Annotated in this window: 23 protein-coding genes; 17 read left to right on the top strand and 6 right to left on the bottom strand. The window is 50.3% G+C overall.

Features of this window, described 5'->3' with window-relative positions:
* The first annotated feature begins 1 nt into the window (after position 1).
* From sfsA to panC, 14 genes are all read left to right on the top strand, one after another.
* Positions 2-706 (top strand): DNA/RNA nuclease SfsA, encoded by a 705-nt coding sequence (gene sfsA / locus QUE74_RS00760; protein WP_000396023.1) that lies wholly within the window; start codon positions 2-4, stop codon positions 704-706.
* Between the two features lie 177 nt (positions 707-883).
* On the top strand, positions 884-1,339 hold the full coding sequence (gene dksA, locus QUE74_RS00755) for an RNA polymerase-binding protein DksA (RefSeq protein ID WP_001155227.1): 456 nt from the start codon (positions 884-886) through the stop codon (positions 1,337-1,339).
* Positions 1,340-1,405: 66 nt separating this feature from the next.
* Positions 1,406-2,302 (top strand): tRNA glutamyl-Q(34) synthetase GluQRS, encoded by an 897-nt coding sequence (gene gluQRS, locus QUE74_RS00750; RefSeq protein ID WP_001360390.1) that lies wholly within the window; start codon positions 1,406-1,408, stop codon positions 2,300-2,302.
* 59 nt (positions 2,303-2,361) lie between these two features.
* Positions 2,362-3,759, top strand: coding sequence for a polynucleotide adenylyltransferase PcnB (pcnB, locus tag QUE74_RS00745; RefSeq protein ID WP_286332199.1), 1,398 nt, complete (start codon positions 2,362-2,364; stop codon positions 3,757-3,759).
* Complete coding sequence (gene folK / locus QUE74_RS00740) at positions 3,756-4,232, top strand: 2-amino-4-hydroxy-6-hydroxymethyldihydropteridine diphosphokinase (RefSeq protein WP_000215120.1); 477 nt, start codon at positions 3,756-3,758, stop codon at positions 4,230-4,232. Before pcnB ends, folK begins: the two co-directional genes overlap by 4 nt.
* A 505-nt stretch (positions 4,233-4,737) precedes the next feature.
* Complete coding sequence (locus tag QUE74_RS00735) at positions 4,738-5,304, top strand: fimbrial protein (protein ID WP_000932938.1); 567 nt, start codon at positions 4,738-4,740, stop codon at positions 5,302-5,304.
* Between the two features lie 65 nt (positions 5,305-5,369).
* Positions 5,370-6,104 (top strand): fimbrial chaperone, encoded by a 735-nt coding sequence (locus QUE74_RS00730; protein ID WP_001355207.1) that lies wholly within the window; start codon positions 5,370-5,372, stop codon positions 6,102-6,104.
* Between the two features lie 32 nt (positions 6,105-6,136).
* Positions 6,137-8,743 carry an outer membrane usher protein gene (locus tag QUE74_RS00725; RefSeq protein ID WP_000775698.1) on the top strand — a complete coding sequence of 869 codons (2,607 nt, stop codon included), beginning with the start codon at positions 6,137-6,139 and terminating at the stop codon, positions 8,741-8,743.
* A 16-nt stretch (positions 8,744-8,759) separates the two neighbouring features.
* The gene (locus QUE74_RS00720) at positions 8,760-9,332 is read left to right on the top strand and encodes a fimbrial protein (RefSeq protein WP_001258736.1); all 573 of its coding nucleotides are present in this window, start codon (positions 8,760-8,762) and stop codon (positions 9,330-9,332) included.
* Positions 9,333-9,343: 11 nt separating this feature from the next.
* On the top strand, positions 9,344-9,940 hold the full coding sequence (locus QUE74_RS00715) for a fimbrial protein (protein ID WP_001109254.1): 597 nt from the start codon (positions 9,344-9,346) through the stop codon (positions 9,938-9,940).
* Positions 9,941-10,513, top strand: coding sequence for a fimbrial-like protein (locus tag QUE74_RS00710; RefSeq protein WP_000980010.1), 573 nt, complete (start codon positions 9,941-9,943; stop codon positions 10,511-10,513).
* Between the two features lie 26 nt (positions 10,514-10,539).
* The gene (locus QUE74_RS00705) at positions 10,540-11,754 is read left to right on the top strand and encodes a fimbrial protein (protein ID WP_001081045.1); all 1,215 of its coding nucleotides are present in this window, start codon (positions 10,540-10,542) and stop codon (positions 11,752-11,754) included.
* A 118-nt stretch (positions 11,755-11,872) separates the two neighbouring features.
* The gene (gene panB / locus QUE74_RS00700) at positions 11,873-12,667 is read left to right on the top strand and encodes a 3-methyl-2-oxobutanoate hydroxymethyltransferase (protein WP_000805482.1); all 795 of its coding nucleotides are present in this window, start codon (positions 11,873-11,875) and stop codon (positions 12,665-12,667) included.
* A gap of 11 nt (positions 12,668-12,678) precedes the next feature.
* The gene (gene panC / locus QUE74_RS00695; protein ID WP_000905338.1) at positions 12,679-13,530 is read left to right on the top strand and encodes a pantoate--beta-alanine ligase; all 852 of its coding nucleotides are present in this window, start codon (positions 12,679-12,681) and stop codon (positions 13,528-13,530) included.
* Between the two features lie 220 nt (positions 13,531-13,750).
* Here panC and rpnC read toward each other — a convergent pair whose 3' ends face one another.
* A complete protein-coding gene (gene rpnC, locus QUE74_RS00690; protein WP_000339923.1) occupies positions 13,751-14,659 on the bottom strand; it encodes a recombination-promoting nuclease RpnC in 909 nt (302 codons plus the stop codon).
* 273 nt (positions 14,660-14,932) lie between these two features.
* Here rpnC and panD point away from each other — a divergent pair, with 273 nt between their 5' ends.
* Positions 14,933-15,313 carry an aspartate 1-decarboxylase gene (gene panD, locus QUE74_RS00685; RefSeq protein WP_000621515.1) on the top strand — a complete coding sequence of 127 codons (381 nt, stop codon included), beginning with the start codon at positions 14,933-14,935 and terminating at the stop codon, positions 15,311-15,313.
* Between the two features lie 3 nt (positions 15,314-15,316).
* On the opposite strand, the gene QUE74_RS00680 is transcribed toward panD, so the two are convergent.
* From QUE74_RS00680 to QUE74_RS00665, 4 genes are all read right to left on the bottom strand, one after another.
* Positions 15,317-16,546 carry a polysaccharide deacetylase family protein gene (locus tag QUE74_RS00680; RefSeq protein WP_000277947.1) on the bottom strand — a complete coding sequence of 410 codons (1,230 nt, stop codon included), beginning with the start codon at positions 16,544-16,546 and terminating at the stop codon, positions 15,317-15,319.
* A 63-nt stretch (positions 16,547-16,609) separates the two neighbouring features.
* Entirely contained in the window at positions 16,610-17,050 is a 441-nt protein-coding gene (locus tag QUE74_RS00675) for a PTS sugar transporter subunit IIA (protein WP_000901977.1), read from the bottom strand.
* A 104-nt stretch (positions 17,051-17,154) separates the two neighbouring features.
* A complete protein-coding gene (locus QUE74_RS00670) occupies positions 17,155-17,925 on the bottom strand; it encodes an ABC transporter permease (protein ID WP_000972203.1) in 771 nt (256 codons plus the stop codon).
* Positions 17,922-18,848 carry an ABC transporter ATP-binding protein gene (locus QUE74_RS00665; protein WP_000150637.1) on the bottom strand — a complete coding sequence of 309 codons (927 nt, stop codon included), beginning with the start codon at positions 18,846-18,848 and terminating at the stop codon, positions 17,922-17,924. Before QUE74_RS00665 ends, QUE74_RS00670 begins: the two co-directional genes overlap by 4 nt.
* Before the next feature lie 108 nt (positions 18,849-18,956).
* Between QUE74_RS00665 and can the strand changes: the two genes are divergently transcribed.
* The gene (can, locus tag QUE74_RS00660; protein ID WP_000651599.1) at positions 18,957-19,619 is read left to right on the top strand and encodes a carbonate dehydratase; all 663 of its coding nucleotides are present in this window, start codon (positions 18,957-18,959) and stop codon (positions 19,617-19,619) included.
* A gap of 40 nt (positions 19,620-19,659) precedes the next feature.
* Here the strand turns inward: can and hpt are convergent, their stop codons facing one another.
* The gene (gene hpt, locus QUE74_RS00655; RefSeq protein ID WP_000683336.1) at positions 19,660-20,196 is read right to left on the bottom strand and encodes a hypoxanthine phosphoribosyltransferase; all 537 of its coding nucleotides are present in this window, start codon (positions 20,194-20,196) and stop codon (positions 19,660-19,662) included.
* A gap of 205 nt (positions 20,197-20,401) precedes the next feature.
* Between hpt and gcd the strand changes: the two genes are divergently transcribed.
* On the top strand, positions 20,402-22,792 hold the full coding sequence (gene gcd, locus QUE74_RS00650) for a quinoprotein glucose dehydrogenase (protein ID WP_000996829.1): 2,391 nt from the start codon (positions 20,402-20,404) through the stop codon (positions 22,790-22,792).
* Positions 22,793-22,865 lie beyond the last annotated feature (73 nt).

Below are 22,865 nucleotides of genomic sequence, written 5' to 3'. Positions count from 1 at the left end.
AATGGAATTTTCTCCCCCTCTACAGCGCGCAACGCTAATTCAACGTTACAAACGCTTTTTAGCCGATGTGATCACACCCGATGGTTGCGAATTAACGCTACACTGCCCGAATACGGGTGCGATGACCGGATGTGCAACGCCTGGCGATACCGTCTGGTATTCAACTTCAGACAACACAAAACGGAAATACCCACACACCTGGGAGTTAACCCAAAGCCAAAGCGGCGCATTTATTTGCGTCAATACACTTTGGGCTAACAGGTTGACGAAAGAGGCTATCCTTAATGAATCCATTTCAGAACTGTCAGGATATAGCTCTCTGAAAAGCGAAGTAAAATACGGCGCCGAACGCAGCCGTATTGACTTCATGTTGCAGGCGGATTCGCGTCCAGACTGCTATATTGAAGTGAAATCGGTTACGTTAGCGGAGAACGAGCAGGGATATTTTCCCGATGCGGTCACTGAACGAGGTCAGAAACACCTTCGGGAGTTAATGAGCGTAGCGGCTGAAGGCCAGCGTGCGGTTATCTTTTTCGCCGTGCTGCATTCAGCCATTACACGGTTTTCACCCGCGCGCCACATCGATGAGAAATACGCGCAACTATTGTCAGAAGCTCAACAGAGGGGGGTAGAAATTCTGGCTTACAAAGCAGAACTTTCTGCTGAAGGCATGGCTCTTAAAAAATCACTGCCGGTTACATTGTAGTAGAGTAAGTAACTGGTTAATTTACATTCTGGTCGCGTGCGCAAATACGCTTTTCCTCACACAGTTGTCAAGTGTTACGTTTAGATAATTGCTATCCGGAAAAGCTTCTGCTATTTATAGCGGCCTCATTTTTCCCCCGAACATGGGGATCGATAGTGCGTGTTAAGGAGAAGCAACATGCAAGAAGGGCAAAACCGTAAAACATCGTCCCTGAGTATTCTCGCCATCGCTGGGGTGGAGCCATATCAGGAGAAGCCGGGCGAAGAGTATATGAACGAAGCCCAGCTGGCGCACTTCCGTCGTATTCTGGAAGCATGGCGTAATCAACTCAGGGATGAAGTCGATCGCACCGTTACACATATGCAGGATGAAGCAGCCAACTTCCCGGATCCGGTAGACCGTGCAGCCCAGGAAGAAGAGTTCAGCCTCGAACTGCGTAACCGCGATCGCGAGCGTAAGCTGATCAAAAAGATCGAGAAAACGCTGAAAAAAGTGGAAGACGAAGATTTCGGCTACTGCGAATCTTGCGGCGTTGAAATTGGTATTCGTCGTCTGGAAGCGCGCCCGACAGCCGATCTGTGCATCGACTGCAAAACGCTGGCTGAAATTCGCGAAAAACAGATGGCTGGCTAATTACAGCCGTTCCATCACGTTTACCACAGGCGGGAAATGCTCCCGCCTTATTTTTTGTTCAACGAGATGACAGACACACACTATATTGGTCGCTTCGCCCCCTCTCCTTCTGGCGAGCTTCATTTTGGCTCTCTGATTGCCGCGCTTGGAAGCTTTCTACAGGCTCGCGCCCGGCAAGGTCGCTGGCTTGTTCGCATTGAAGATATCGATCCGCCTCGTGAAGTTCCCGGTGCCGCAGAGACCATCCTGCGCCAGCTGGAACATTACGGTCTACACTGGGACGGCGATGTTCTCTGGCAATCGCAACGTCACGACGCCTATCGCGAAGCACTCGCATGGTTACATGAGCAAGGGTTAAGTTATTACTGCACCTGCACGCGCGCACGTATTCAAAGCATTGGCGGTATTTACGACGGTCATTGCCGGGAGTTGCATCATGGGCCAGAAAACGCTGCTGTACGTATTCGCCAGCAGCATCCGGTCACCCAGTTTACTGACCAGCTGCGCGGCATTATTCATGCCGACCAAAAACTGGCGCGGGAAGATTTTATTATTCATCGCCGTGATGGTTTATTTGCCTATAACCTGGCGGTGGTCGTTGACGATCACTACCAGGGCGTGACAGAAATTGTCCGTGGCGCGGATTTGATCGAACCCACGGTGCGCCAAATCTCGCTGTACCAGCTTTTTGGCTGGCAGGTGCCAGATTACATTCATTTGCCACTGGCACTTAATCCACAAGGCGCTAAACTTTCCAAGCAGAATCATGCGCCTGCGTTGCCAAAAGGCGATCCTCGGCCGGTGTTAATCGCGGCACTTCAATTTCTGGGCCAGCAGGCAGAAACACACTGGCAGGATTTCAGCGTCGAGCAAATTCTCCAGTCAGCCGTCACAAACTGGACGCTGACTACCATTCCTGACTCGGCAATTGTAAATTCAACATTCTCAAATGCGTCATGCTGAGCTATGATTAGCCGCTATTTTTTTGTCCTGAATGATGTTTGACACTACCGAGGTGTACTATTTTTACCCGAGTCGCTAATTTTTGCCGCAAGGTGCTAAGCCGCGAGGAAAGCGAGGCTGAACAGGCAGTCGCCCGTCCACAGGTGACGGTGATCCCGCGTGAGCAGCATGCTATTTCCCGCAAAGATATCAGTGAAAATGCCCTGAAGGTAATGTACAGGCTCAATAAAGCGGGATACGAAGCCTGGCTGGTTGGCGGCGGCGTACGCGACCTGTTACTTGGCAAAAAGCCGAAAGATTTTGACGTGACCACCAACGCCACGCCTGAGCAGGTGCGCAAACTGTTCCGTAACTGCCGCCTGGTGGGTCGCCGTTTCCGTCTTGCTCATGTCATGTTTGGCCCGGAGATTATCGAAGTTGCGACCTTCCGTGGACATCACGAAGGTAACGTCAGCGACCGCACGACCTCCCAACGCGGGCAAAACGGCATGTTGCTGCGCGACAACATTTTCGGCTCCATCGAAGAAGACGCCCAACGCCGCGATTTCACTATCAACAGCCTGTATTACAGCGTGGCAGATTTTACCGTCCGCGATTACGTTGGTGGCATGAAGGATCTGAAAGACGGCGTTATCCGTCTGATTGGTAACCCAGAAACGCGCTACCGTGAAGATCCGGTACGTATGCTGCGCGCGGTTCGTTTTGCCGCCAAATTGGGCATGCGCATCAGCCCGGAAACCGCAGAACCGATCCCACTCCTGGCAACCTTGCTAAACGATATTCCTCCGGCGCGTTTGTTTGAAGAATCTCTGAAACTGTTGCAAGCGGGCTACGGTTACGAAACCTATAAACTGCTGTGTGAATACCATCTGTTCCAGCCGCTGTTCCCGACCATTACCCGCTACTTTACGGAAAATGGTGACAGTCCAATGGAGCGGATCATTGAGCAGGTGCTGAAGAATACTGACACGCGTATTCATAACGATATGCGCGTCAACCCGGCGTTCCTGTTTGCCGCCATGTTCTGGTATCCCCTGCTGGAAACAGCACAGAAAATTGCCCAAGAGAGCGGCCTGACTTATCACGACGCTTTCGCGCTGGCAATGAACGATGTGTTAGACGAAGCCTGCCGTTCACTGGCGATCCCGAAACGGCTAACCACTTTAACCCGTGATATCTGGCAATTACAGTTGCGCATGTCCCGCCGTCAGGGTAAACGCGCATGGAAATTACTCGAACATCCGAAGTTCCGCGCCGCTTATGACCTGCTGGCACTGCGTGCTGAAGTAGAACGCAACGCCGAGCTACAACGTCTGGCGAAATGGTGGGGTGAGTTCCAGGTTTCCGCGCCGCCAGACCAAAAAGGGATGCTTAACGAACTGGATGAAGAACCGTCACCGCGTCGTCGTACTCGTCGCCCGCGCAGACGTGCGCCGCGCCGTGAGGGCACCGCATGACAGTGGCGTATATTGCCATCGGCAGCAATCTGGCCTCTCCGCTGGAGCAGGTCAATGCTGCCCTGAAGGCAATAGATGACATTCCTGAAAGCCGCATTCTTGCCGTTTCTTCGTTTTACCGCACCCCACCGCTGGGGCCGCAAGATCAACCCGATTACTTAAACGCAGCCGTGGCTCTGGAAACCTCTCTTACAGCAGAAGAGCTCCTCAACCACACACAGCGTATTGAGCTGCAACAGGGTCGTGTCCGCAAAGCTGAACGCTGGGGACCGCGCACGCTCGATCTTGATATCATGTTGTTTGGTAATCAGGTCATAAACACTGAGCGCCTGACCGTTCCGCACTATGATATGAAGAATCGTGGATTTATGTTGTGGCCGCTGTTTGAGATCGCGCCGGAACTCGTGTTTCCTGATGGTGAAACGTTGCAAGCAAGACTCACTACTTTCCCTCCCAGCCCACAGCACTGGTAAACCACATTCCTGGAAAAACGTATTGGGTAATGCAATGTTGTATAATATTATTTTATAGTTTCAATGAATTAATTCTCTCTCCCCCATCATATAAATCACAAAAAAACAGCATTAAAAATATAATTACGGCAAATATATTTTCATTACCTATATTAACTTTTCTCTTTATAAGAGGTTTTTAATGATAATTAACCAATTTATTCTGAGTACTATGCCTCACTCCCGGTATTAGCACTGGATAGCACTTAATTGGATTCTGTCAGGCTGGGACGGGGGCAACAAGTGCATACAACGACCTGTCCTTAACGCGTAATTATTAATTTCTACAGCGTATTATCACATTATTTAAACCTGCCCAACCTCACCAAATACATTCATAAAATGCATAATTATAATAAATCATAAAAATCCATTCACCGAAGATATTTTTCTTTAAAGAGTGTGGCATTTATAATAAGTTTTGGTGAGAAAATTCACCACCATTAATTTTAATAAGGATATTTCTATGTTAAATAAAAGTGCTATTGCTGCGGCATTAGTCATGTTCACCAGTTCAGCCTTCGCGCTTGATGGCGGTCAATTAGATTTCTCAGGTTTGGTCAGTGACAATACCTGCGCCCTGCACGTCAACGGTGGCGCGCAGGACGGTCAAATTACTCTGCAAACCGCTACAACCGCTGAAGTTAATGGCGCAGGTGTCGTAAAGACTGCCGACGTTGGTGCAAAACCGGAAGCCTTTTCTATTGCGATAGATTGCTCGGGCGATCCAAAAAATAACGCCAGTCTGAGCATGGGTTCTGTGTTCTTCAGTAACAGCCAGGGCACTCTGAACAACGATCTCTCTATCAGCCAGGCGGCAACCGGGGTCGCTATTGCCATTCACTACCTTACCAATGCCACCACCTACCAACAGGTGAAAGTTAACGACAGCACCGATGTTAAAAACCTTGTGTTTACCAACGGCAAAGCGGTTTACAACTTTAAAGCGTCGTATGTTAAACAGGCAGCAACAGTTGACGCAACGGCAGGTTATGTCAAAACCAACGCCGCTTATACAGTGACTTATCAGTAAATCTCTGCATCACCCGACAGCCCACTGCTGTCGGGTAACTCAATAAGGATAGTGTTATGACCAGGATGTGTCAGTTTGTTGTTTCCGCTGTTTTCATCGCATCGACAGCCGTTTTCAGCCTCACCGCGCAAGCAGATATCGTGCTTTCCGGTACGCGCATTATTTACAATGCAGACCAGAAAGACGTTACTTTGCGCATGGAAAACAAAGGCGCCCGCCCATTATTAGTCCAGACCTGGATTGATACCGGCAGCGAGAATGCCGACCCCAGCACATTGAAAGTGCCTTTTACCGTGACGCCACCGGTTTCCCGCGTTGATGGTAAAAAAGGCCAAACGGTTAAAATTGCGTGGAACGCCAGCCAGACCCTTCCAGCCGATCGCGAAAGCATTTATTGGTTCAATGCGCTGGAAGTTCCCCCCAAGATGAGCGATGCCGATGCCAAAGGAAAAAACATTCTGCAACTGGCTTTCCGCACCCGTATCAAGCTGTTCTATCGCCCAACCGGTCTGGCGGGTAACCCGGCTGATGCACCAAAACAGTTAACCTGGCGTCTCCAGTCTTCAGCCGGAAAAGTGGTGCTGCAGGCGACAAACCCTACGCCTTATCACGTCTCATTCAGCAGCATTACCCTTGGCTCAGGCGGTAATAAATATACCGTGGAGACCAGTATGGTCGCACCCATGAGCAGTGCGGAAATGGTGGTAAAAGGCGCTCCCCGTTCTGTGTCTGGTGCAACAGTTGATTACTCCGCCATTAATGATTTTGGCGGTGGCATTGACGGCCAAGTCAAACTTTGATGCCCACAAATTATATCGGCTGAGATCGTACAATGAAGCTCCCCTACGATGGCAAAAAAATTCAACGATCGCCGCTCGCTTGCCTGATTGCGTGCAGCCTGCTGCCCTGTACTCAAAATGTGTGGGGGGCAGACGAGACCGTTGAGTTTGATAACACGTTCCTGATGGGCGCAGGCGCCAGGGATATTGATGTCAATCGTTACAGCAAAGGTAACGCAACATTACCTGGACGCTATGACGTCAGCGTGTTTATTAATAACCAGGCCAGCGCCAATCTGAAAATCGAGTTTATTGAATTAGACCCTAAACACGCTGCTCAACCCTGCATCTCCGCGAACACGTTATTACAGCTGCATATTCGCCAGCCAGAAAAGCTAACGGATAACGCAATTTTGCAAAAACGCGAAAATGCTGCGCAGGATTGCCTCAACCTAGAGGTTGCTATTCCGCAATCAAGCGTCGCTTACAACAGCAATGATCAGCGGCTTGATATCAGCATGCCGCAAATCTGGCTGCAAAGAACCTATGCCAACTATGTCGACGCCTCACTCTGGGATGAAGGCATCAATGCCGCAATGCTCTCTTACACCCTTAACGGCTGGCGCAGTGAATCCCCCAATCAAACCACAGAAACCAGCTACGCCGGACTAATGGGCGGTATCAATTTATGGGGATGGCATTTTCGCTCACATGGTAACTATTCGTGGGACAAAGAGGACGGCGGCAGTTTTGAATTTCAGGATAAATACCTGCAACGCGATATCGCCGCGCTTCGCTCTCAACTGGTGATGGGTGAAACCAATACCACAGGAGAAACCTTCGACTCGGTGCCTATTCGCGGGATGCGACTCTATAGCGAAAGCCGCATGTTGCCACCCACGCTGGCATCGTATGCGCCCGTTATCCGTGGCGTGGCAAACTCTAACGCGAAAGTCACGATCACCCAAAACGGCTATAAAATTTATGAAACGACCGTGCCACCAGGGCCATTCGCGATTGACGATCTCACTCCGGCAGGGTTCGGTGCCGACCTCGAAGTGACCATCACCGAATCGGACGGCTCAAAGCGTACGTTTAGTCAGGCCTATTCATCGGTGATCCAGATGATGCGTCCCGGCGTAGGCAAATGGGATATCAGCGGCGGTGAGGTCAATAAAGAGGAACTTCAGGATAAACCGAACCTGCTGCAAGGGACCTACTATTACGGATTGAGCAACACCTTCACCGGCTACACTGGTCTGCAAATGACCGATAACGGCTACTGGGCCGGTTTACTGGGGGTGGGGATGAATACATCGCTGGGCGCATTCTCCTTCGATGTTACTCAGTCTCATGCCGAAATCCCTGACGATAAAACTTATAGTGGGCAGAGCTACCGTATTTCATGGAATAAATATTTCGCCCCGACCGAAACGTCACTCAACATTGCCGCCTATCGCTACTCCACTGAAAACTATCTGGGGCTAAACGACGCGTTAACGCTGATTAATTCAGCCAATCATCCTGATGAAGAGGACTACTCGGGTATTGTCAGTTATGCGCGCATGAAAAATCAGTTCAGCGTTAGCATTAACCAAACGTTAAAAAGTGATGAACGTGACTATGGATCTTTCTATGTGAATGGCACATGGACAGATTACTGGGTAACCAACGAATCACAGAGCAGTTTTTCCTTTGGCTACAGTAATTCCTTTAACTGGGCGAGCTACAGCGTCAGCCTGCAACGCACATACGATGAAGACAATAAGAAGGATGATTCAGTTTACCTGAGCGTGACCATTCCGCTTGATAAACTGCTGGGTCGTGATAGCCGCCAGGGTGGCTTCAAAACGCTGAACACCAGCGTTAACAGCGATATGAAAGGGAGTTCGCAATATAACGCCATTGCCTCGGGCTACAGCCAGGATAATCGCTGGAGTTACAGCGTGAATACCGCCTATAACGCGCAGAAAAACAGTGACAGCCTGAAAAGTATCAGCGGTTATACCAGCTATGAATCGCCGTGGGGAACATTTTCAGGCTCAGCCTCCACCAGTAGCGATCACTCACGTCAGTATGGGCTCAGCACCGATGGCGGTTTTGTACTCCACCGCCACGGTCTGACCTTCAGTAACGACAGTTTTACCGACTCTGACACGTTGGCGCTGATCAACGCCCCCGGTGCAAAGGGCGCGCGCATTAACTTTGGTAACAGCACCATCGATCGCTTTGGGTACGGCGTGAGCAGTTCACTGTCACCGTATCGGGAAAATACTGTCGTGCTCGATGTTAACGATCTGGATAACGACGTGGAGCTCAAAAACACCAGTAGCATCGCCATTCCGCGCCAGGGTTCCGTCATTTTCAGCCATTTTGACACCGACACCGGGCGTTCTGCCATTCTCAATTTACTGCGCAGCAACAATCAGCCCGTGCCGTTTGCTTCTGATATTACCGACGAAAAAGGGACCTCTATCGGGACCGTCGGACAGGGTAGTCAGGCATTTGTACGTGGTATTGCCGACAGCGGTGAATTGACGGTCACCTGGTATGAGAAAAATAGTCGCCAGCAGTGCCGTATTCATTATCAGATACCGTCATCACCCACCATGACCGGTAAAACTATCGTACTCAACGGCGTGCCATGCACCCAGCAATAATGTTCCAGGAGAGGAAATGAGAACTTTTTTACTACCGCCCCTGCTGCTGCTGACGTCGCTTTGTCTCCGCCCTGCACTGGCAACCGATCTTTCGGTCAACTTTACCGCAACAATCAAAGAGACGACCTGTGCCATGACGCTCAATGCATTGAATGGGGCCAATATCAGCGGTGATGCCACAGCGAATAACTATTATCTGGATCTGCCTGACATGGGCGTTTCGGACATTGTGAATAAATCGTCAATGTCGGAGGCTAATTTTAAAATCCTTCCCAGCAATTGTAATAACTATATTTCCAGCATGTCGATGACGCTTAATGGCGCAGTCAGCGGCTATACAGATTCGTTAATCGCTAATGACCAGACCGTTTCGGGGCATACCAACTATGTTGGTCTTGGTATTAAACGTATGAACGCAAATGAAAATCTCCGTTTTAAACTCAACGGTAGCCAGCGAGTCACCTGGACGAGTGATGAAATAAGTAATGGATTGGATCTCACTGCCATGCTTCGTCAGACCACCACAGCGAATCCGATCACCACTGGACAATTCCAGGCCAAAGTGACTTTCGTCTTTACCTACGAATAGCAGGTTTGTTTATGAATTATCAAAATATAACCTTTGTATTGCTGCTGTGCTTTGGATATATCGCCATCGGCCACGCCGCCAGTAGCTCTATGGACGTTACGGTACGCGCTAAGGTCATTGCCAGTACCTGCACGGCGGAATTGCGCAATGCGCAGGATCAGCAAGCCACCACCATCGCAATTGGCGATGTCTATCTCAACGAGCTTTCCGCTAAATCGAAATACCAGAACTTCAGTCTGGTGTTTTCAAACTGCGAAGGGTTAGCAAAGGATCAGGCCAAAGTTGTGCTTTCGGCACAGACGGGCTGCGATGGCGCTTCCAGTTCCGGTGGCGGATATCGTAATGAACTGACGACGGCGGACGATGATGCGGCAACCGGTGTCGCAGTTGAAGTGTGGACGACGAATCAGCCAGAAGGTCAGGGCAGCATTCAGCTTAATTGTAAAACCAAACCGACCAGCATTGTCGATTTAACCGCGGCAACAGGCTCGAATATTGTCCACTGGCCGCTCAGTGCCCGAATTGTCATTGCATCGGATAATACCATCGCGGATGTTCGTGCAGGTCAATTCTCCACCAACGCTATATTTTTTGTAACCTATGAGTAGATGATGATGAAAACATTTATCTACATATTCGCACTGTGGTTTTCATACAATGCCATTGCCGCCAGCACCAATATTAATATGACCGCCAATATTGTCAGCACCAGCTGTAAAGTCACGTTCGACAATAGTGGGAGTATTGATTTAGGAACGGTGGATTACAACTACCTGAACAATAATACTTCCGTCGATCGCGTTTATACCGGTGGTCACTCGTTCTACATTTCTGTCAGCGACTGTGCGCAGGTTGCAGGAAAGAACCCTGCTCGTCTTACAGTGAGTTTTACGCCCGTCGCTGGTACGCTCGGTGCAACAAACCAACAGGTTTTCGCTAATCAGACGACTAATGGCGCTAAAAATGTCGGCATCGTGATCTTATCCACTCAGGATGCGCAAAATATTTTCAATGTACTGGATACCCACGGTCAACCGCAGAGCATTTATCCTGTGAGTGCCGATCAGTTAGCTAATGCTACCTATCATTTTCATGCGAGGATGCAGAAGGTCGACCTGACGCAAGCCGCGACAGCCGGCTTAGTACGAGCCAGTGTGTTTGTGGGTGTTTATTATGAGTAATGTTTTTCGTTTTCAAGGATGATGAAATGAACCGTTTACAGCTAACAACGTGGGGCAACATTTTATTGCTATTATTGCCCCTATATTCAGGCTGCCTCCAGGCCGCATACACACTTGTTGTCGGAGGTAAAGATACCACTGGTGATCGAGTTCAAAACAATGGTCCGGCTAGTGATGGTTATTCCACTACCATCTATACTACGGGTAGCAGCCAGGTCGTGATTGGGCGTGCCACAGCACTGCAATACAGCAATGTTAAAATCAAGCTAGATCTGGATACCGCTGCCATTCCTAATACAGGGGTTATTTACTGCTCCCCTGACGGTACGGGCGGACCGATTTCACTGGAGAACCATTTTATTAAAAGTCCGTACATCTACGATGGTCACCAACTTTTTAAAACCAATATTCAAGGGCTGTATTTTACCGCACGCATGTATGGTCTTTGGTCGTATGGTGTAGAGTCATCAGACAACTTTTATATCGGTGATACAAATCCACAACCACTGGATCTTCGCACATCAACGTGCCCGGGCAGTTCTGGATGGTATCTGACCCTTGGTGGCTTAGTCTCTCAAATGGACATCGACTTATATAACGACGCAACCTTTGACCCCGATGCCAGCGGCAGCATTGCCCTGCTGAGTGACGCACCCTATCACTACTCTCTGAAAAATCAGTCCCCTGGCGGAAATCTCAAATCCCGTACAATTTTTCAGACGTTTAATATGGGAAATGTCACGTTAACCTCTCCTACCTGTTTGTCGGCGGTCCTCACTGGCAGCAGTGTCAGTCAGGGTGACACGGTAGGTTTGGGCGAATACAGTCCAAAAGAAGTTATTGACGGTGCGAATGGTGTGCCTTTTTCGATCACACTAAAAGGATGTTACCGGGTAACAGACATCGAAGTAAAATTGACGACAGGAGCTCCTGCGCTATCAGCGTCGCTATTGGGCAACTCGCTTACAGCAAATGCGGCAAGCGGTGTAGGTGTAGAGATCAAAGGTAAGCCCAACTCACATTATCCAGAAGTGACGCTGATGCCCAACGACGCCTCCTCAATCTATAAAGCGTATGGCGATAACCCGGATAACTCAAACGGTATTATTGGCAGTAACTCTTCGGGTTCTCCTGCCGACCAAACGCTGAATTTCACCGCGACTCTTAAGCAGGATGACAATCAGCAGATCCGGGCCGGAGATTTTAAAGCGACTGGCATCTTCTCAATCACCTACCCCTGAGCCCCGCTACCGGCAGGTCCCCCTGCCGGTTTTGACCACAAAGGGCTAACACTCATCACTGACATCCCCTACAATGCGCCAATCCTATCGATAACACTTATGACTAACAGGGGTTATGATGAAACCGACCACCATCTCCTTACTGAATAAATACAAACAAGAAAAAAAACGCTTCGCCACCATTACCGCTTACGACTACAGCTTCGCCAAACTGTTTGCTGATGAAGGGCTGAACGTGATGCTGGTTGGCGATTCTCTGGGTATGACTGTTCAGGGGCACGACTCCACACTCCCGGTAACCGTTGAAGATATCGCTTATCACACCGCCGCCGTGCGTCGTGGCGCACCAAATTGCCTGCTGCTGGCTGACCTGCCGTTTATGGCTTACGCCACCCCGGAACAGGCCTTTGAAAATGCCGCCACAGTAATGCGTGCCGGAGCCAATATGGTCAAAATTGAAGGCGGCGCATGGTTGGTTGAGACGGTACAAATGCTGACTGAACGCGCAGTTCCGGTGTGTGGTCATTTAGGTTTAACCCCACAGTCAGTTAATATATTTGGCGGCTACAAAGTACAAGGGCGTGGCGATGAAGCGAGCGATCAACTGCTCAGCGATGCGTTAGCCTTAGAAGCCGCTGGTGCACAGTTGCTGGTGCTGGAATGCGTACCGGTTGAACTGGCGAAACGCATTACCGAAGCGCTGGCGATTCCGGTCATCGGTATCGGGGCGGGCAACGTCACCGACGGGCAGATTCTGGTGATGCACGATGCGTTTGGCATTACCGGCGGCCATATCCCTAAATTTGCCAAAAATTTCCTCGCCGAAACGGGCGACATCCGCGCAGCGGTGCGTCAGTATATGGCTGAAGTCGAGTCCGGCGTTTATCCGGGCGAAGAACACAGTTTCCATTAAGGAGTCACGTTGTGTTAATTATCGAAACCCTGCCGCTGCTGCGTCAGCATATCCGCCGTCTGCGTATGGAAGGCAAGCGCGTGGCGCTGGTGCCTACTATGGGCAATTTACATGATGGTCATATGAAGCTGGTTGATGAAGCGAAAGCGCGGGCCGATGTGGTCGTGGTCAGTATTTTCGTTAACCCGATGCAGTTTGACCGCCCGGAAGATCTGGCGCGCTATCCGCGCACCTTGCAGGAAGATAGCGAGAAGCTGAACAAGCGCAAAGTGGATCTGGTTTTCGCTCCCTCGGTAAAAGAGATCTACCCGAACGGTACAGAAACCCACACCTATGTCGATGTTCCAGGCCTTTCCACCATGCTGGAAGGTGCCAGTCGTCCAGGACATTTTCGCGGCGTATCGACCATCGTCAGCAAACTGTTCAACCTGGTCCAGCCGGACATCGCCTGCTTCGGGGAAAAGGATTTTCAGCAACTGGCACTGATCCGCAAAATGGTTGCCGATATGGGCTTCGATATTGAGATTGTCGGAGTGCCGATTATGCGCGCGAAAGACGGTCTGGCGCTCAGTTCCCGTAACGGCTATCTGACAGCGGAACAACGTAAAATTGCGCCGGGTCTGTACAAGGTCTTAAGTTCAATTGCCGACAAATTGCAGGCTGGCGAACGGGATCTCGATGAAATTATTGCTATTGCCGGGCAAGAACTGAATGAAAAAGGTTTCCGTTCCGATGATATTCAGATTCGCGATGCCGACACCTTGCTGGAAATCGCTGAAAACAGCAAACGAGCTGTGATTCTGGTAGCCGCCTGGCTTGGCGATGCTCGCCTGATCGACAACAAAATCGTCGAACTGGCGTAATACTTATACTCTAAATAATTCAAGTTGCAGGAAGGCGGCAAGCGAGTGAATCCCCAGGAGCTTACATAAGTAAGTGACTGGGGTGAGCGAACGCAGACGCAGCACATGCAACTTGAAGTATGACGAGTATAACTGGCGCTACGGCTGATGGCGCCAATTATTAATTTGCCCCACGTCATGGCGATGACGTCTGTAAGCGGTTATTCATATCGCAGGCAATTTAGTTAATCAGCTTATCAAGCTCAGCAAGAGGTAAATTTGCCATCTCTGCAACGTCTTCCCGAGACATTCCTTTACTCAGAAGACGCAGGGCGAATTCTTGCCTTTCCTCCTGTCTTCCCAGCTGAATCCCCTTCTCAATCCCCTTCTCAATTCCCTTCTCTTCAAACCACTGCGCCAGCGTCATCATAGACTCCCCTCCCGTTTCCCTGTCTCTCACCACACCATAAAACAAATCCGCTTGTTCAGTATGACCACGTTGCAGCATATAGTTTTGCATGGCAACTAACTGACTTCCGCTAGTGTACCCTTCGTCAATCAGCGTGACCAGTTTCTCCAGCAATAACATTAAGTCGCGCTGGCGAATATGTTTTTGCAGCAGTTCGAGAATCGCAATCCGCCGATGTTGCATGATTTCGTCATCCGGTGTGATAGTGATATCCACCAGCGGGAAAGGACTGTTATAGACGCGTCGCGCCAGCTCCGGCGAGTAAAACATATCAAACCAGCACATTGAGAGCGGATAAGGTGTGGCCTCGCCCTGATAAAACAGAATCGGCACCACCAGCGGCAGCTTATCGTGATCTGCCTCCAGATGCCGGTGCATGGCAGCAATAGAATAACGCATCATGCGAAACGCCATTTTTTTATCCGGCTTGCTTTGGTGTTCAATCACAACATGTAGATAGCCCGTATTACCCTGCATTTGCACGGAATAGAGCACGTCAGTGCTGTGCCCTTTCAGGCTTTCTTCAATAAAACTCCCCGACTCAAGATGCAGCGTGTCGAGATCACACAGTTCGCGTAGCTCCGCTGGCAAATGGATATCCAGAAAGTCGCGAGCCGTTTCCGCGTGCATTAAAAATTGTTTAAACACCGCATCATGCGGTGTGGTACTCGGTGCATCCATCTTCCCTGCCTTCCGTGTTGTCTTGCGTGAAGGCAGTATCCAGTCAAGGCGCGCCGTCGTCAGCCGCCTCTTTAGTGTTTACCGAGCAGCGTTCAGAGAAATTTCAATTGGTTACAGGTGTTACATGGCTCGCTTCGGCACGGTACGCAAACTGCTGATGCAAATGCCGTCAGATGAGTAGACACTAAACAAAAATCGGGCAATACTGCGTGAGAATTTCCTCAAAGCAGGCACCGCCTGCTTCGTTAACGACAGGGTAGAAAGGTAGAAGTTATGATTCGCACGATGCTGCAGGGCAAACTCCACCGCGTGAAAGTGACTCATGCGGACCTGCACTATGAAGGTTCTTGCGCCATTGACCAGGATTTTCTTGACGCAGCCGGTATTCTCGAAAACGAAGCCATTGATATCTGGAATGTCACCAACGGCAAGCGTTTCTCCACCTATGCCATCGCAGCAGAACGCGGTTCGAGAATTATTTCTGTTAACGGTGCGGCAGCCCACTGCGCCAGCGTCGGCGATATTGTCATCATCGCCAGCTTCGTCACCATGCCGGATGAAGAAGCTCGCACCTGGCGGCCCAACGTTGCCTACTTTGAAGGCGACAACGAAATGAAACGTACCGCAAAAGCGATTCCAGTTCAGGTGGCCTGATAATCACCCCTGCGGCTGGTTACTCACCAGCCGCGACATCGTCTCCAGCGAATCCGTTCTTAAGATATAAAGCCGTTTTAGTAACAACGGATTATCCCCCGGTTTTACTTTGCCTTTCATGGTGGTCACTGCCAGATGAAATCCGGCTTCACGTGCCGCCTTAACCGCTTTGTCATTAAAACCGCCAAACGGATAAGAAAGATACAAGACATGTGGATTAAACTGCGCCAGCGCCCGACGCGATCGCGCAAAATCAAACAGAATATTGTGCTCACTACGGCTCAGTAATATGGGGCGGCGATAGCCATCTATCCGATGCAAAAAATGAGTATGTGACTGGAAATCAAATACATCACGAATTTCGTTAAGCTCAGAAATGCTCATAAATTGCAGCGATTTTGGATCCCATTTCTGCGGGTGACGTTTGATGCGCGAGGTAACAATAAATGCCGTCGCCTTCATACCATAGTGTTTCAACACAGGATACGCATAGCGGCTCACCGACTTGAGACCATCATCAAAGGTAATCACCACGGCACGTGCCGGGAGATTAATTTTATTCTGCACGTAACCTTCCAACTGCGTCATGCTCAGTGTCGCGTACCCCCTGTCGCGCAGCCAGGCCATCTGGTTATTGAAGGCGCGTACCGAGGTGGTCGTCGAAGTATGGCGAAAACGGGTATTTTCTTCGTCGCGCAGAATATGATGATAGGTTAGCACCGGCAGGCCATTGTCGGGTTGGGCATCCAGCGCGCTGATATAGGCCAGTCGATCGCCAATACGGATCTGATACCAGGTTTGGTTTAACCTGTCTTTCAGTTTATGCAAAATCGGATAACGCAAATTGTCCGCCAGTACCCCAAATGGCGCACTGCCCACACTCGGCGCGTTATAAACCGGCGTATCTTTCCAGGTTATTAAGTTCTGATTACTCAGCGGCTTGTTGAGGTCACCCAAACCGTCTTCAACTTTTTGTCGCCCCTGAACCGGCTCGAGATGACCTTTATCGATAAACCCTTTGCCAAAGCCAAAATTAAATGCGTAATAACTTGCGGCAGTGGGCTCCACGGCAATGATTTGTCCGGCCCGAATATTCCCTACCGTCACCATTTTGTCGCCAATTTGCGCCCAGACCGCAGCATTTTCGATGGTTTGCATATAACGGGCAGGTAATGCGGCACTGACGCTTGTGGTAAACAGCATCAGCAGGAGAATAACAGCTTGTTTATACATGAAAAAATAACCAAGGATGAAACAACGCTTTTATTGTAGCAAAAGCGTCATCAGGATCGCGGGTTAATACTCATACAAATTATGTTTGAGGACGAAAGGCGGATTTTTTTGTTGTTGGTGCCAAAGACTACTGACCTCCGGCGCACCCAGTTCGACAATTCGCTCGCGAAACTCAGCGCTGGATAATGTTTCACGGTAGGCCAGCATCTGTTCAACTAACGGTAACGTTACCCCAGAAATCACTTCACAGCGGGAGTGTTTGTGGCTTAATAGCGAAGCCACGCGGTACGGCGGCGCTCCGGCAATATCAGTTAAAAAGATCACCCCATCGCCAGAGTCTGCTTCATGCAGAGCATCGCACATCATACGGCTGAGCATATTAGAACTTAATCCGCGCCAGAAATTCACGGCCCGGCACTGAAGAAGCGCCCCGTGTTTTTTCTCCAGCGCATCCAGTATCTCTTGCGCCCGATCATCGTGACAGGTAATAACCCAACCTAGCATCGCCTTCCTCCTTAGCCGAAAATCAGTCTACCCTGACCATTGTTGATAAAGGGTGATAGCCGTCAAAACTCCTCTCCCCCGAATCCAGAGGAGAGGAAATAGCCTTAGCTACGTAGACCACGCCCACGTTGGATCAGCGACCAGCAAATCAAATAAAACGCCACAATAAAGACCACCAGTACGCCAAAGGTAGTGACCAGCGGCACATCATTGATTCCGAGGAAGCCGTAGCGGAAACCACTGATCATATAAACGATCGGGTTCAGGTGCGACAGTCCCTGCCAGAACGGCGGCAGCAAAGTCAGGGAGTAAAAGACCCCGCCCAAATACGTGAGTGGCGTTAACACAAAGGTTGGCACCAGGCTGATGTCATCGAACGTTTTGGCAAACACGCCGTTCAGCAATCCAGCAAGGGAGAATAACACCGCCGTGAGCACCAGCGTTAAAGCGACAAATACCCACGAATGTACCTGAAAAGGCACAAAAAACAGTGAAATTGCCGTCACCAGAATGCCAACAAACAGTCCGCGCGCCACGCCACCGCCAACATATCCGGCAATAATCACGTGAGTCGGTACGGGTGCAACCAGCAGCTCTTCAATATTACGCTGGAACTTGGCACCAAAAAATGATGAAGCGACGTTGGCGTAGGCATTGGTGATTACCGACATCATGATCAGCCCCGGCACGATGAACTGCATATAGCTGAAGCCATGCATATCGCCGATGCGCGAACCAATCAGGTTACCGAAGATAATAAAATAAAGGGTCATGGTGATGACCGGTGGCACCAGCGTCTGCACCCAGATACGCATAAAGCGATGGATCTCTTTCGCCCAGATGCTTTTTAGTGCCACCCAGTAAAGATGCATCATGCGCGATCTCCTTGTTTTTCATTAACCAGTGAAACAAACAGCTCTTCCAGACGGTTAGCTTTGTTACGCATACTTAATACCTGAATACCCTGCTCACTTAACTGCGTGAACACGCTGTTAATCCCCTGCTCACGCAGCACTTCAACTTCCAGCGTAGCGGTATCGACCAGTCGATACTGATAGCCATCGAGCTTCGGTAATGGGCTTTTCGGCGCGAGATCGAGAATAAAAGTTTCCGATTTCAGCTTCGCCAGCAGCGCCTTCATCGAGGTATTTTCCACCAGCTCACCATGTTGAATAATGCCGATATTGCGGCACAGCATTTCTGCTTCTTCCAGGTAGTGCGTGGTAAGAATGATGGTGGTGCCTTTGTCGTTTAAATCCTTCAAAAATCCCCACATTGAGCGGCGAAGTTCGATATCCACGCCTGCGGTCGGTTCGTCAAGAATCAGCAGTTTAGGTTCATGCATTAACGCACGAGCAATCATTAAACGGCGCTTCATCCCACCCGATAACATACGCGCACGTTCGTTACGCTTTCCCCATAAATCGAGCTGTTTAAGATACTTTTCGCTGCGGATGTACGCTTCTTTGCGCTCTACACCGTAGTACCCCGCCTGGTTCACCACAATTTGTTGCACGGTTTCAAACGGGTTGAAGTTAAATTCCTGCGGCACCAGTCCCAACTGACGTTTAGCGTTCACGACATCCTTCTCGAGATCGTAACCAAATACGCTGACCCGCCCGGAGGTTTTATTTACCAGAGAGCTGATAATACCGATAGTGGTTGATTTCCCGGCCCCGTTCGGCCCGAGAAGCGCATAAAAATCACCCGCTTCGACCTGCAAATCGATTCCACGAAGCGCCTGAACGCCGCCTGGATAGGTTTTTTTAAGCTGTTGAAGTTCCAGTGCAATGGTCATAAATTTTTACTTACCTTACGTTCTTACACTTTATCTGTGGTTTAAATCGTCCCGGAGTTGCCCTATATTAGCCAAACGTAATTATTTGGTTACAGGTCGTTAACCTCCATGAAAGACATAGATACACTCATCAGCAACAATGCACTATGGTCAAAAATGCTGGTGGAAGAGGATCCCGGGTTTTTTGAGAAACTGGCGCAAGCGCAAAAACCGCGCTTTCTATGGATTGGATGTTCCGACAGTCGCGTTCCTGCAGAACGTTTAACCGGTCTTGAGCCGGGCGAACTCTTTGTTCACCGTAATGTTGCTAACCTGGTCATTCACACCGACCTGAACTGCCTTTCCGTGGTTCAGTATGCAGTGGATGTTCTCGAAGTTGAACACATTATTATCTGTGGCCACTACGGTTGCGGCGGCGTACAGGCCGCAGTTGAAAACCCGGAACTGGGGCTTATCAACAACTGGCTGCTACACATTCGCGATATCTGGTTCAAACATAGCTCATTGCTTGGCGAAATGCCGCAAGAGCGCCGTCTGGATACCTTGTGCGAACTGAACGTCATGGAGCAGGTATATAACCTGGGCCACTCCACCATTATGCAATCAGCGTGGAAACGCGGGCAGAAAGTCACCATTCACGGCTGGGCCTACGGCATTCACGACGGTTTGCTGCGTGATCTGGATGTTACCGCCACCAACCGCGAAACCCTTGAACAACGTTACCGTCACGGGATTTCCAATCTCAAGCTGAAACACGCCAACCACAAATAAAAACACCATGCCGGATGCAACACATCCGGCACATCCGCACTTACTCGTCCAGCAGCACTACTTTGCCGATGTACGGCAGATGGCGGTAACGCTGAGCGTAATCAATGCCGTAGCCCACCACAAACTCATCCGGGATCGAGAAACCGATAAATTCTACCGGGACATTCACTTCACGACGGGACGGTTTATCCAGCAGCGTACAAATCGCCAGCGACTTCGGTTCGCGCAGGCTTAAGATTTCACGCACTTTCGACAGTGTATTACCCGAGTCGATGATATCTTCAACAATCAGCACGTCCTTACCACGGATATCTTCATCCAGATCTTTGAGGATTTTCACATCGCGGGTGGTGGACATGCCGCTACCGTAGCTGGAGGCGGTCATAAAATCGACTTCATGAGATACCTGAACTTCACGGCACAGGTCCGCCATAAACATAAATGAGCCACGCAGCAGGCCTACCAGCACCATATCGCTGCCGCTGTCTTTGTAACGCTCAGTAATCTGACGACCCAGTTCGGCGATACGCGCTTTAATCTCCGCTTCGGGGATCATTACTTCTACAGTATGTTTCATATCTCTAACCATATGATTTAAAAACAAATCACTTCGCACGGGCAGGTTTTGGCACCGCAACAAAGCGCAAGACACGCAGTATACCAGTAAAACTATTCATTCGCGGAATCTGTTAATAAAGCTCGAATTGTGATGACGATCACACATGTTAAAACCTATAATTAATTGCTACTAAAATATTAATGAATTGAAATGGTGTCTCTTTATGGCAATTAACAATACCGGCTCGCGACGATTACTCGTCACGCTAACAGCCCTTTTTGCAGCGCTTTGCGGGCTGTATCTACTCATTGGCGGAGGCTGGCTGGTCGCGATTGGCGGCTCCTGGTACTACCCTATCGCTGGCCTTGTGATGCTCGGCGTCGCCTGGATGCTGTGGCGCAGTAAACGCGCTGCGCTTTGGCTATACGCCGCCCTGCTGCTCGGCACCATGATTTGGGGCGTCTGGGAAGTGGGTTTCGACTTCTGGGCGCTGACTCCGCGCAGCGACATTCTGGTCTTCTTTGGTATCTGGCTGATCCTGCCGTTTGTCTGGCGTCGCCTGGTCATTCCTACCAGCGGCGCAGTTGCCGCACTGGTGGTGGCACTGCTGATTAGCGGTGGCATTCTGACCTGGGCCGGATTTAACGATCCGCAGGAAATCAACGGCACCTTAAGCGCCGATGCCACACCTGCCGAAGCTATCTCCCCCGTTGCCGATCAGGACTGGCCTGCCTATGGTCGCAATCAGGAAGGTCAACGCTTTTCACCTCTGAAACAAATTAACGCTGATAACGTCCACAAGCTGAAAGAAGCCTGGGTGTTCCGTACTGGCGATGTGAAGCAGCCGAACGATCCGGGCGAAATCACCAATGAAGTGACGCCGATTAAAGTAGGCGACACGCTTTACCTGTGTACCGCTCACCAGCGTTTGTTTGCGCTCGATGCCGCCAGCGGCAAAGAGAAATGGCATTACGATCCTGAGCTGAAAACCAACGAGTCTTTCCAGCATGTAACCTGCCGTGGTGTCTCTTATCATGAAGCCAAAGCAGAAACTGCTTCGCCGGAAGTGATGGCGGATTGCCCGCGTCGTATCATTCTCCCGGTCAATGATGGCCGCCTGATTGCGATTAACGCTGAAAACGGCAAGCTGTGCGAAACCTTTGCCAATAAAGGCGTGCTCAATCTGCAAAGCAATATGCCGGACACCAAACCGGGTCTGTATGAGCCGACTTCACCACCGATTATCACTGATAAAACCATCGTGATGGCGGGTTCCGTCACTGATAACTTCTCAACCCGCGAAACGTCTGGCGTGATCCGTGGTTTTGATGTCATTACCGGGGAGCTGTTGTGGGCCTTTGATCCAGGCGCGAAAGATCCGAACGCGATCCCGTCTGACGAACACACCTTTACCTTTAACTCGCCAAACTCGTGGGCACCTGCGGCCTATGACGCGAAGCTGGATCTGGTGTATCTGCCGATGGGCGTTACCACGCCAGATATCTGGGGCGGTAACCGCACCCCAGAACAGGAACGTTATGCCAGCTCAATTCTGGCGCTGAATGCCACTACCGGGAAACTGGCGTGGAGCTATCAGACCGTTCACCACGACCTGTGGGATATGGATCTTCCGGCACAGCCAACGCTGGCAGATATCACCGTTAATGGTCAAAAAGTTCCGGTTATTTACGCTCCAGCGAAAACCGGCAACATTTTTGTGCTTGATCGCCGCAATGGTGAACTGGTGGTTCCGGCCCCGGAAAAACCGGTGCCGCAAGGCGCAGCGAAAGGTGATTACGTTACACCTACTCAACCGTTTTCTGAACTGAGCTTCCGCCCGACGAAAGATTTAAGCGGTGCGGATATGTGGGGCGCCACCATGTTTGACCAACTGGTGTGCCGCGTAATGTTCCACCAGATGCGTTATGAAGGTATTTTCACCCCGCCATCTGAACAGGGTACGCTGGTCTTCCCGGGTAATCTGGGGATGTTCGAATGGGGCGGAATTTCCGTTGATCCGAATCGTGAAGTGGCAATTGCCAACCCAATGGCGCTGCCGTTCGTTTCGAAACTGATCCCACGCGGTCCTGGCAACCCGATGGAACAGCCGAAAGATGCCAAAGGCACCGGTACGGAATCCGGCATTCAGCCACAGTACGGCGTACCGTATGGCGTTACGCTCAACCCGTTCCTTTCGCCGTTTGGTCTGCCGTGTAAACAGCCAGCATGGGGCTATATCTCGGCGTTGGATCTGAAAACCAACGAAGTGGTGTGGAAGAAACGCATTGGTACGCCGCAGGACAGCATGCCGTTCCCGATGCCCATTCCGGTGCCGTTCAATATGGGTATGCCGATGCTGGGCGGGCCAATCTCCACGGCGGGTAACGTGCTGTTTATTGCCGCTACGGCAGATAACTACCTGCGCGCTTACAACATGAGCAACGGTGAAAAACTGTGGCAGGGCCGTTTACCGGCGGGTGGTCAGGCAACACCGATGACCTATGAAGTGAATGGCAAGCAGTATGTGGTGATCTCCGCAGGCGGTCACGGTTCATTTGGTACGAAGATGGGCGACTATATTGTGGCTTATGCGTTGCCGGATGATGTGAATTAAGATTGACTCATATTGCTGACAAAGTGCGCTTTGTTCATGCCGGATGCGGCGAAAACGCCTTATCCGGCCTACT

The organism is Escherichia sp. 10290, from assembly GCF_030295155.1.
Classification (GTDB): domain Bacteria; phylum Pseudomonadota; class Gammaproteobacteria; order Enterobacterales; family Enterobacteriaceae; genus Escherichia; species Escherichia coli_F.
Note: the sequence above shows the minus strand (reverse complement) of the source record. Positions and strands in the feature narration are given on the sequence as shown.

Coding starts and splice junctions, on each gene's coding strand:
- sfsA (WP_000396023.1), top strand. CDS start 2: ATGGAATTTTCTCCCCCTCTACAGCGCGCAACGCTAATTCAACGTTAC.
- dksA (WP_001155227.1), top strand. CDS start 884: ATGCAAGAAGGGCAAAACCGTAAAACATCGTCCCTGAGTATTCTCGCC.
- gluQRS (WP_001360390.1), top strand. CDS start 1,406: ATGACAGACACACACTATATTGGTCGCTTCGCCCCCTCTCCTTCTGGC.
- folK (WP_000215120.1), top strand. CDS start 3,756: ATGACAGTGGCGTATATTGCCATCGGCAGCAATCTGGCCTCTCCGCTG.
- QUE74_RS00735 (WP_000932938.1), top strand. CDS start 4,738: ATGTTAAATAAAAGTGCTATTGCTGCGGCATTAGTCATGTTCACCAGT.
- QUE74_RS00730 (WP_001355207.1), top strand. CDS start 5,370: ATGTGTCAGTTTGTTGTTTCCGCTGTTTTCATCGCATCGACAGCCGTT.
- QUE74_RS00725 (WP_000775698.1), top strand. CDS start 6,137: ATGAAGCTCCCCTACGATGGCAAAAAAATTCAACGATCGCCGCTCGCT.
- QUE74_RS00720 (WP_001258736.1), top strand. CDS start 8,760: ATGAGAACTTTTTTACTACCGCCCCTGCTGCTGCTGACGTCGCTTTGT.
- QUE74_RS00715 (WP_001109254.1), top strand. CDS start 9,344: ATGAATTATCAAAATATAACCTTTGTATTGCTGCTGTGCTTTGGATAT.
- QUE74_RS00710 (WP_000980010.1), top strand. CDS start 9,941: ATGATGATGAAAACATTTATCTACATATTCGCACTGTGGTTTTCATAC.
- QUE74_RS00705 (WP_001081045.1), top strand. CDS start 10,540: ATGAACCGTTTACAGCTAACAACGTGGGGCAACATTTTATTGCTATTA.
- panB (WP_000805482.1), top strand. CDS start 11,873: ATGAAACCGACCACCATCTCCTTACTGAATAAATACAAACAAGAAAAA.
- rpnC (WP_000339923.1), bottom strand. CDS start 14,659: ATGGATGCACCGAGTACCACACCGCATGATGCGGTGTTTAAACAATTT.
- panD (WP_000621515.1), top strand. CDS start 14,933: ATGATTCGCACGATGCTGCAGGGCAAACTCCACCGCGTGAAAGTGACT.
- QUE74_RS00680 (WP_000277947.1), bottom strand. CDS start 16,546: ATGTATAAACAAGCTGTTATTCTCCTGCTGATGCTGTTTACCACAAGC.
- QUE74_RS00675 (WP_000901977.1), bottom strand. CDS start 17,050: ATGCTAGGTTGGGTTATTACCTGTCACGATGATCGGGCGCAAGAGATA.
- QUE74_RS00670 (WP_000972203.1), bottom strand. CDS start 17,925: ATGATGCATCTTTACTGGGTGGCACTAAAAAGCATCTGGGCGAAAGAG.
- QUE74_RS00665 (WP_000150637.1), bottom strand. CDS start 18,848: ATGACCATTGCACTGGAACTTCAACAGCTTAAAAAAACCTATCCAGGC.
- can (WP_000651599.1), top strand. CDS start 18,957: ATGAAAGACATAGATACACTCATCAGCAACAATGCACTATGGTCAAAA.
- hpt (WP_000683336.1), bottom strand. CDS start 20,196: ATGAAACATACTGTAGAAGTAATGATCCCCGAAGCGGAGATTAAAGCG.
- gcd (WP_000996829.1), top strand. CDS start 20,402: ATGGCAATTAACAATACCGGCTCGCGACGATTACTCGTCACGCTAACA.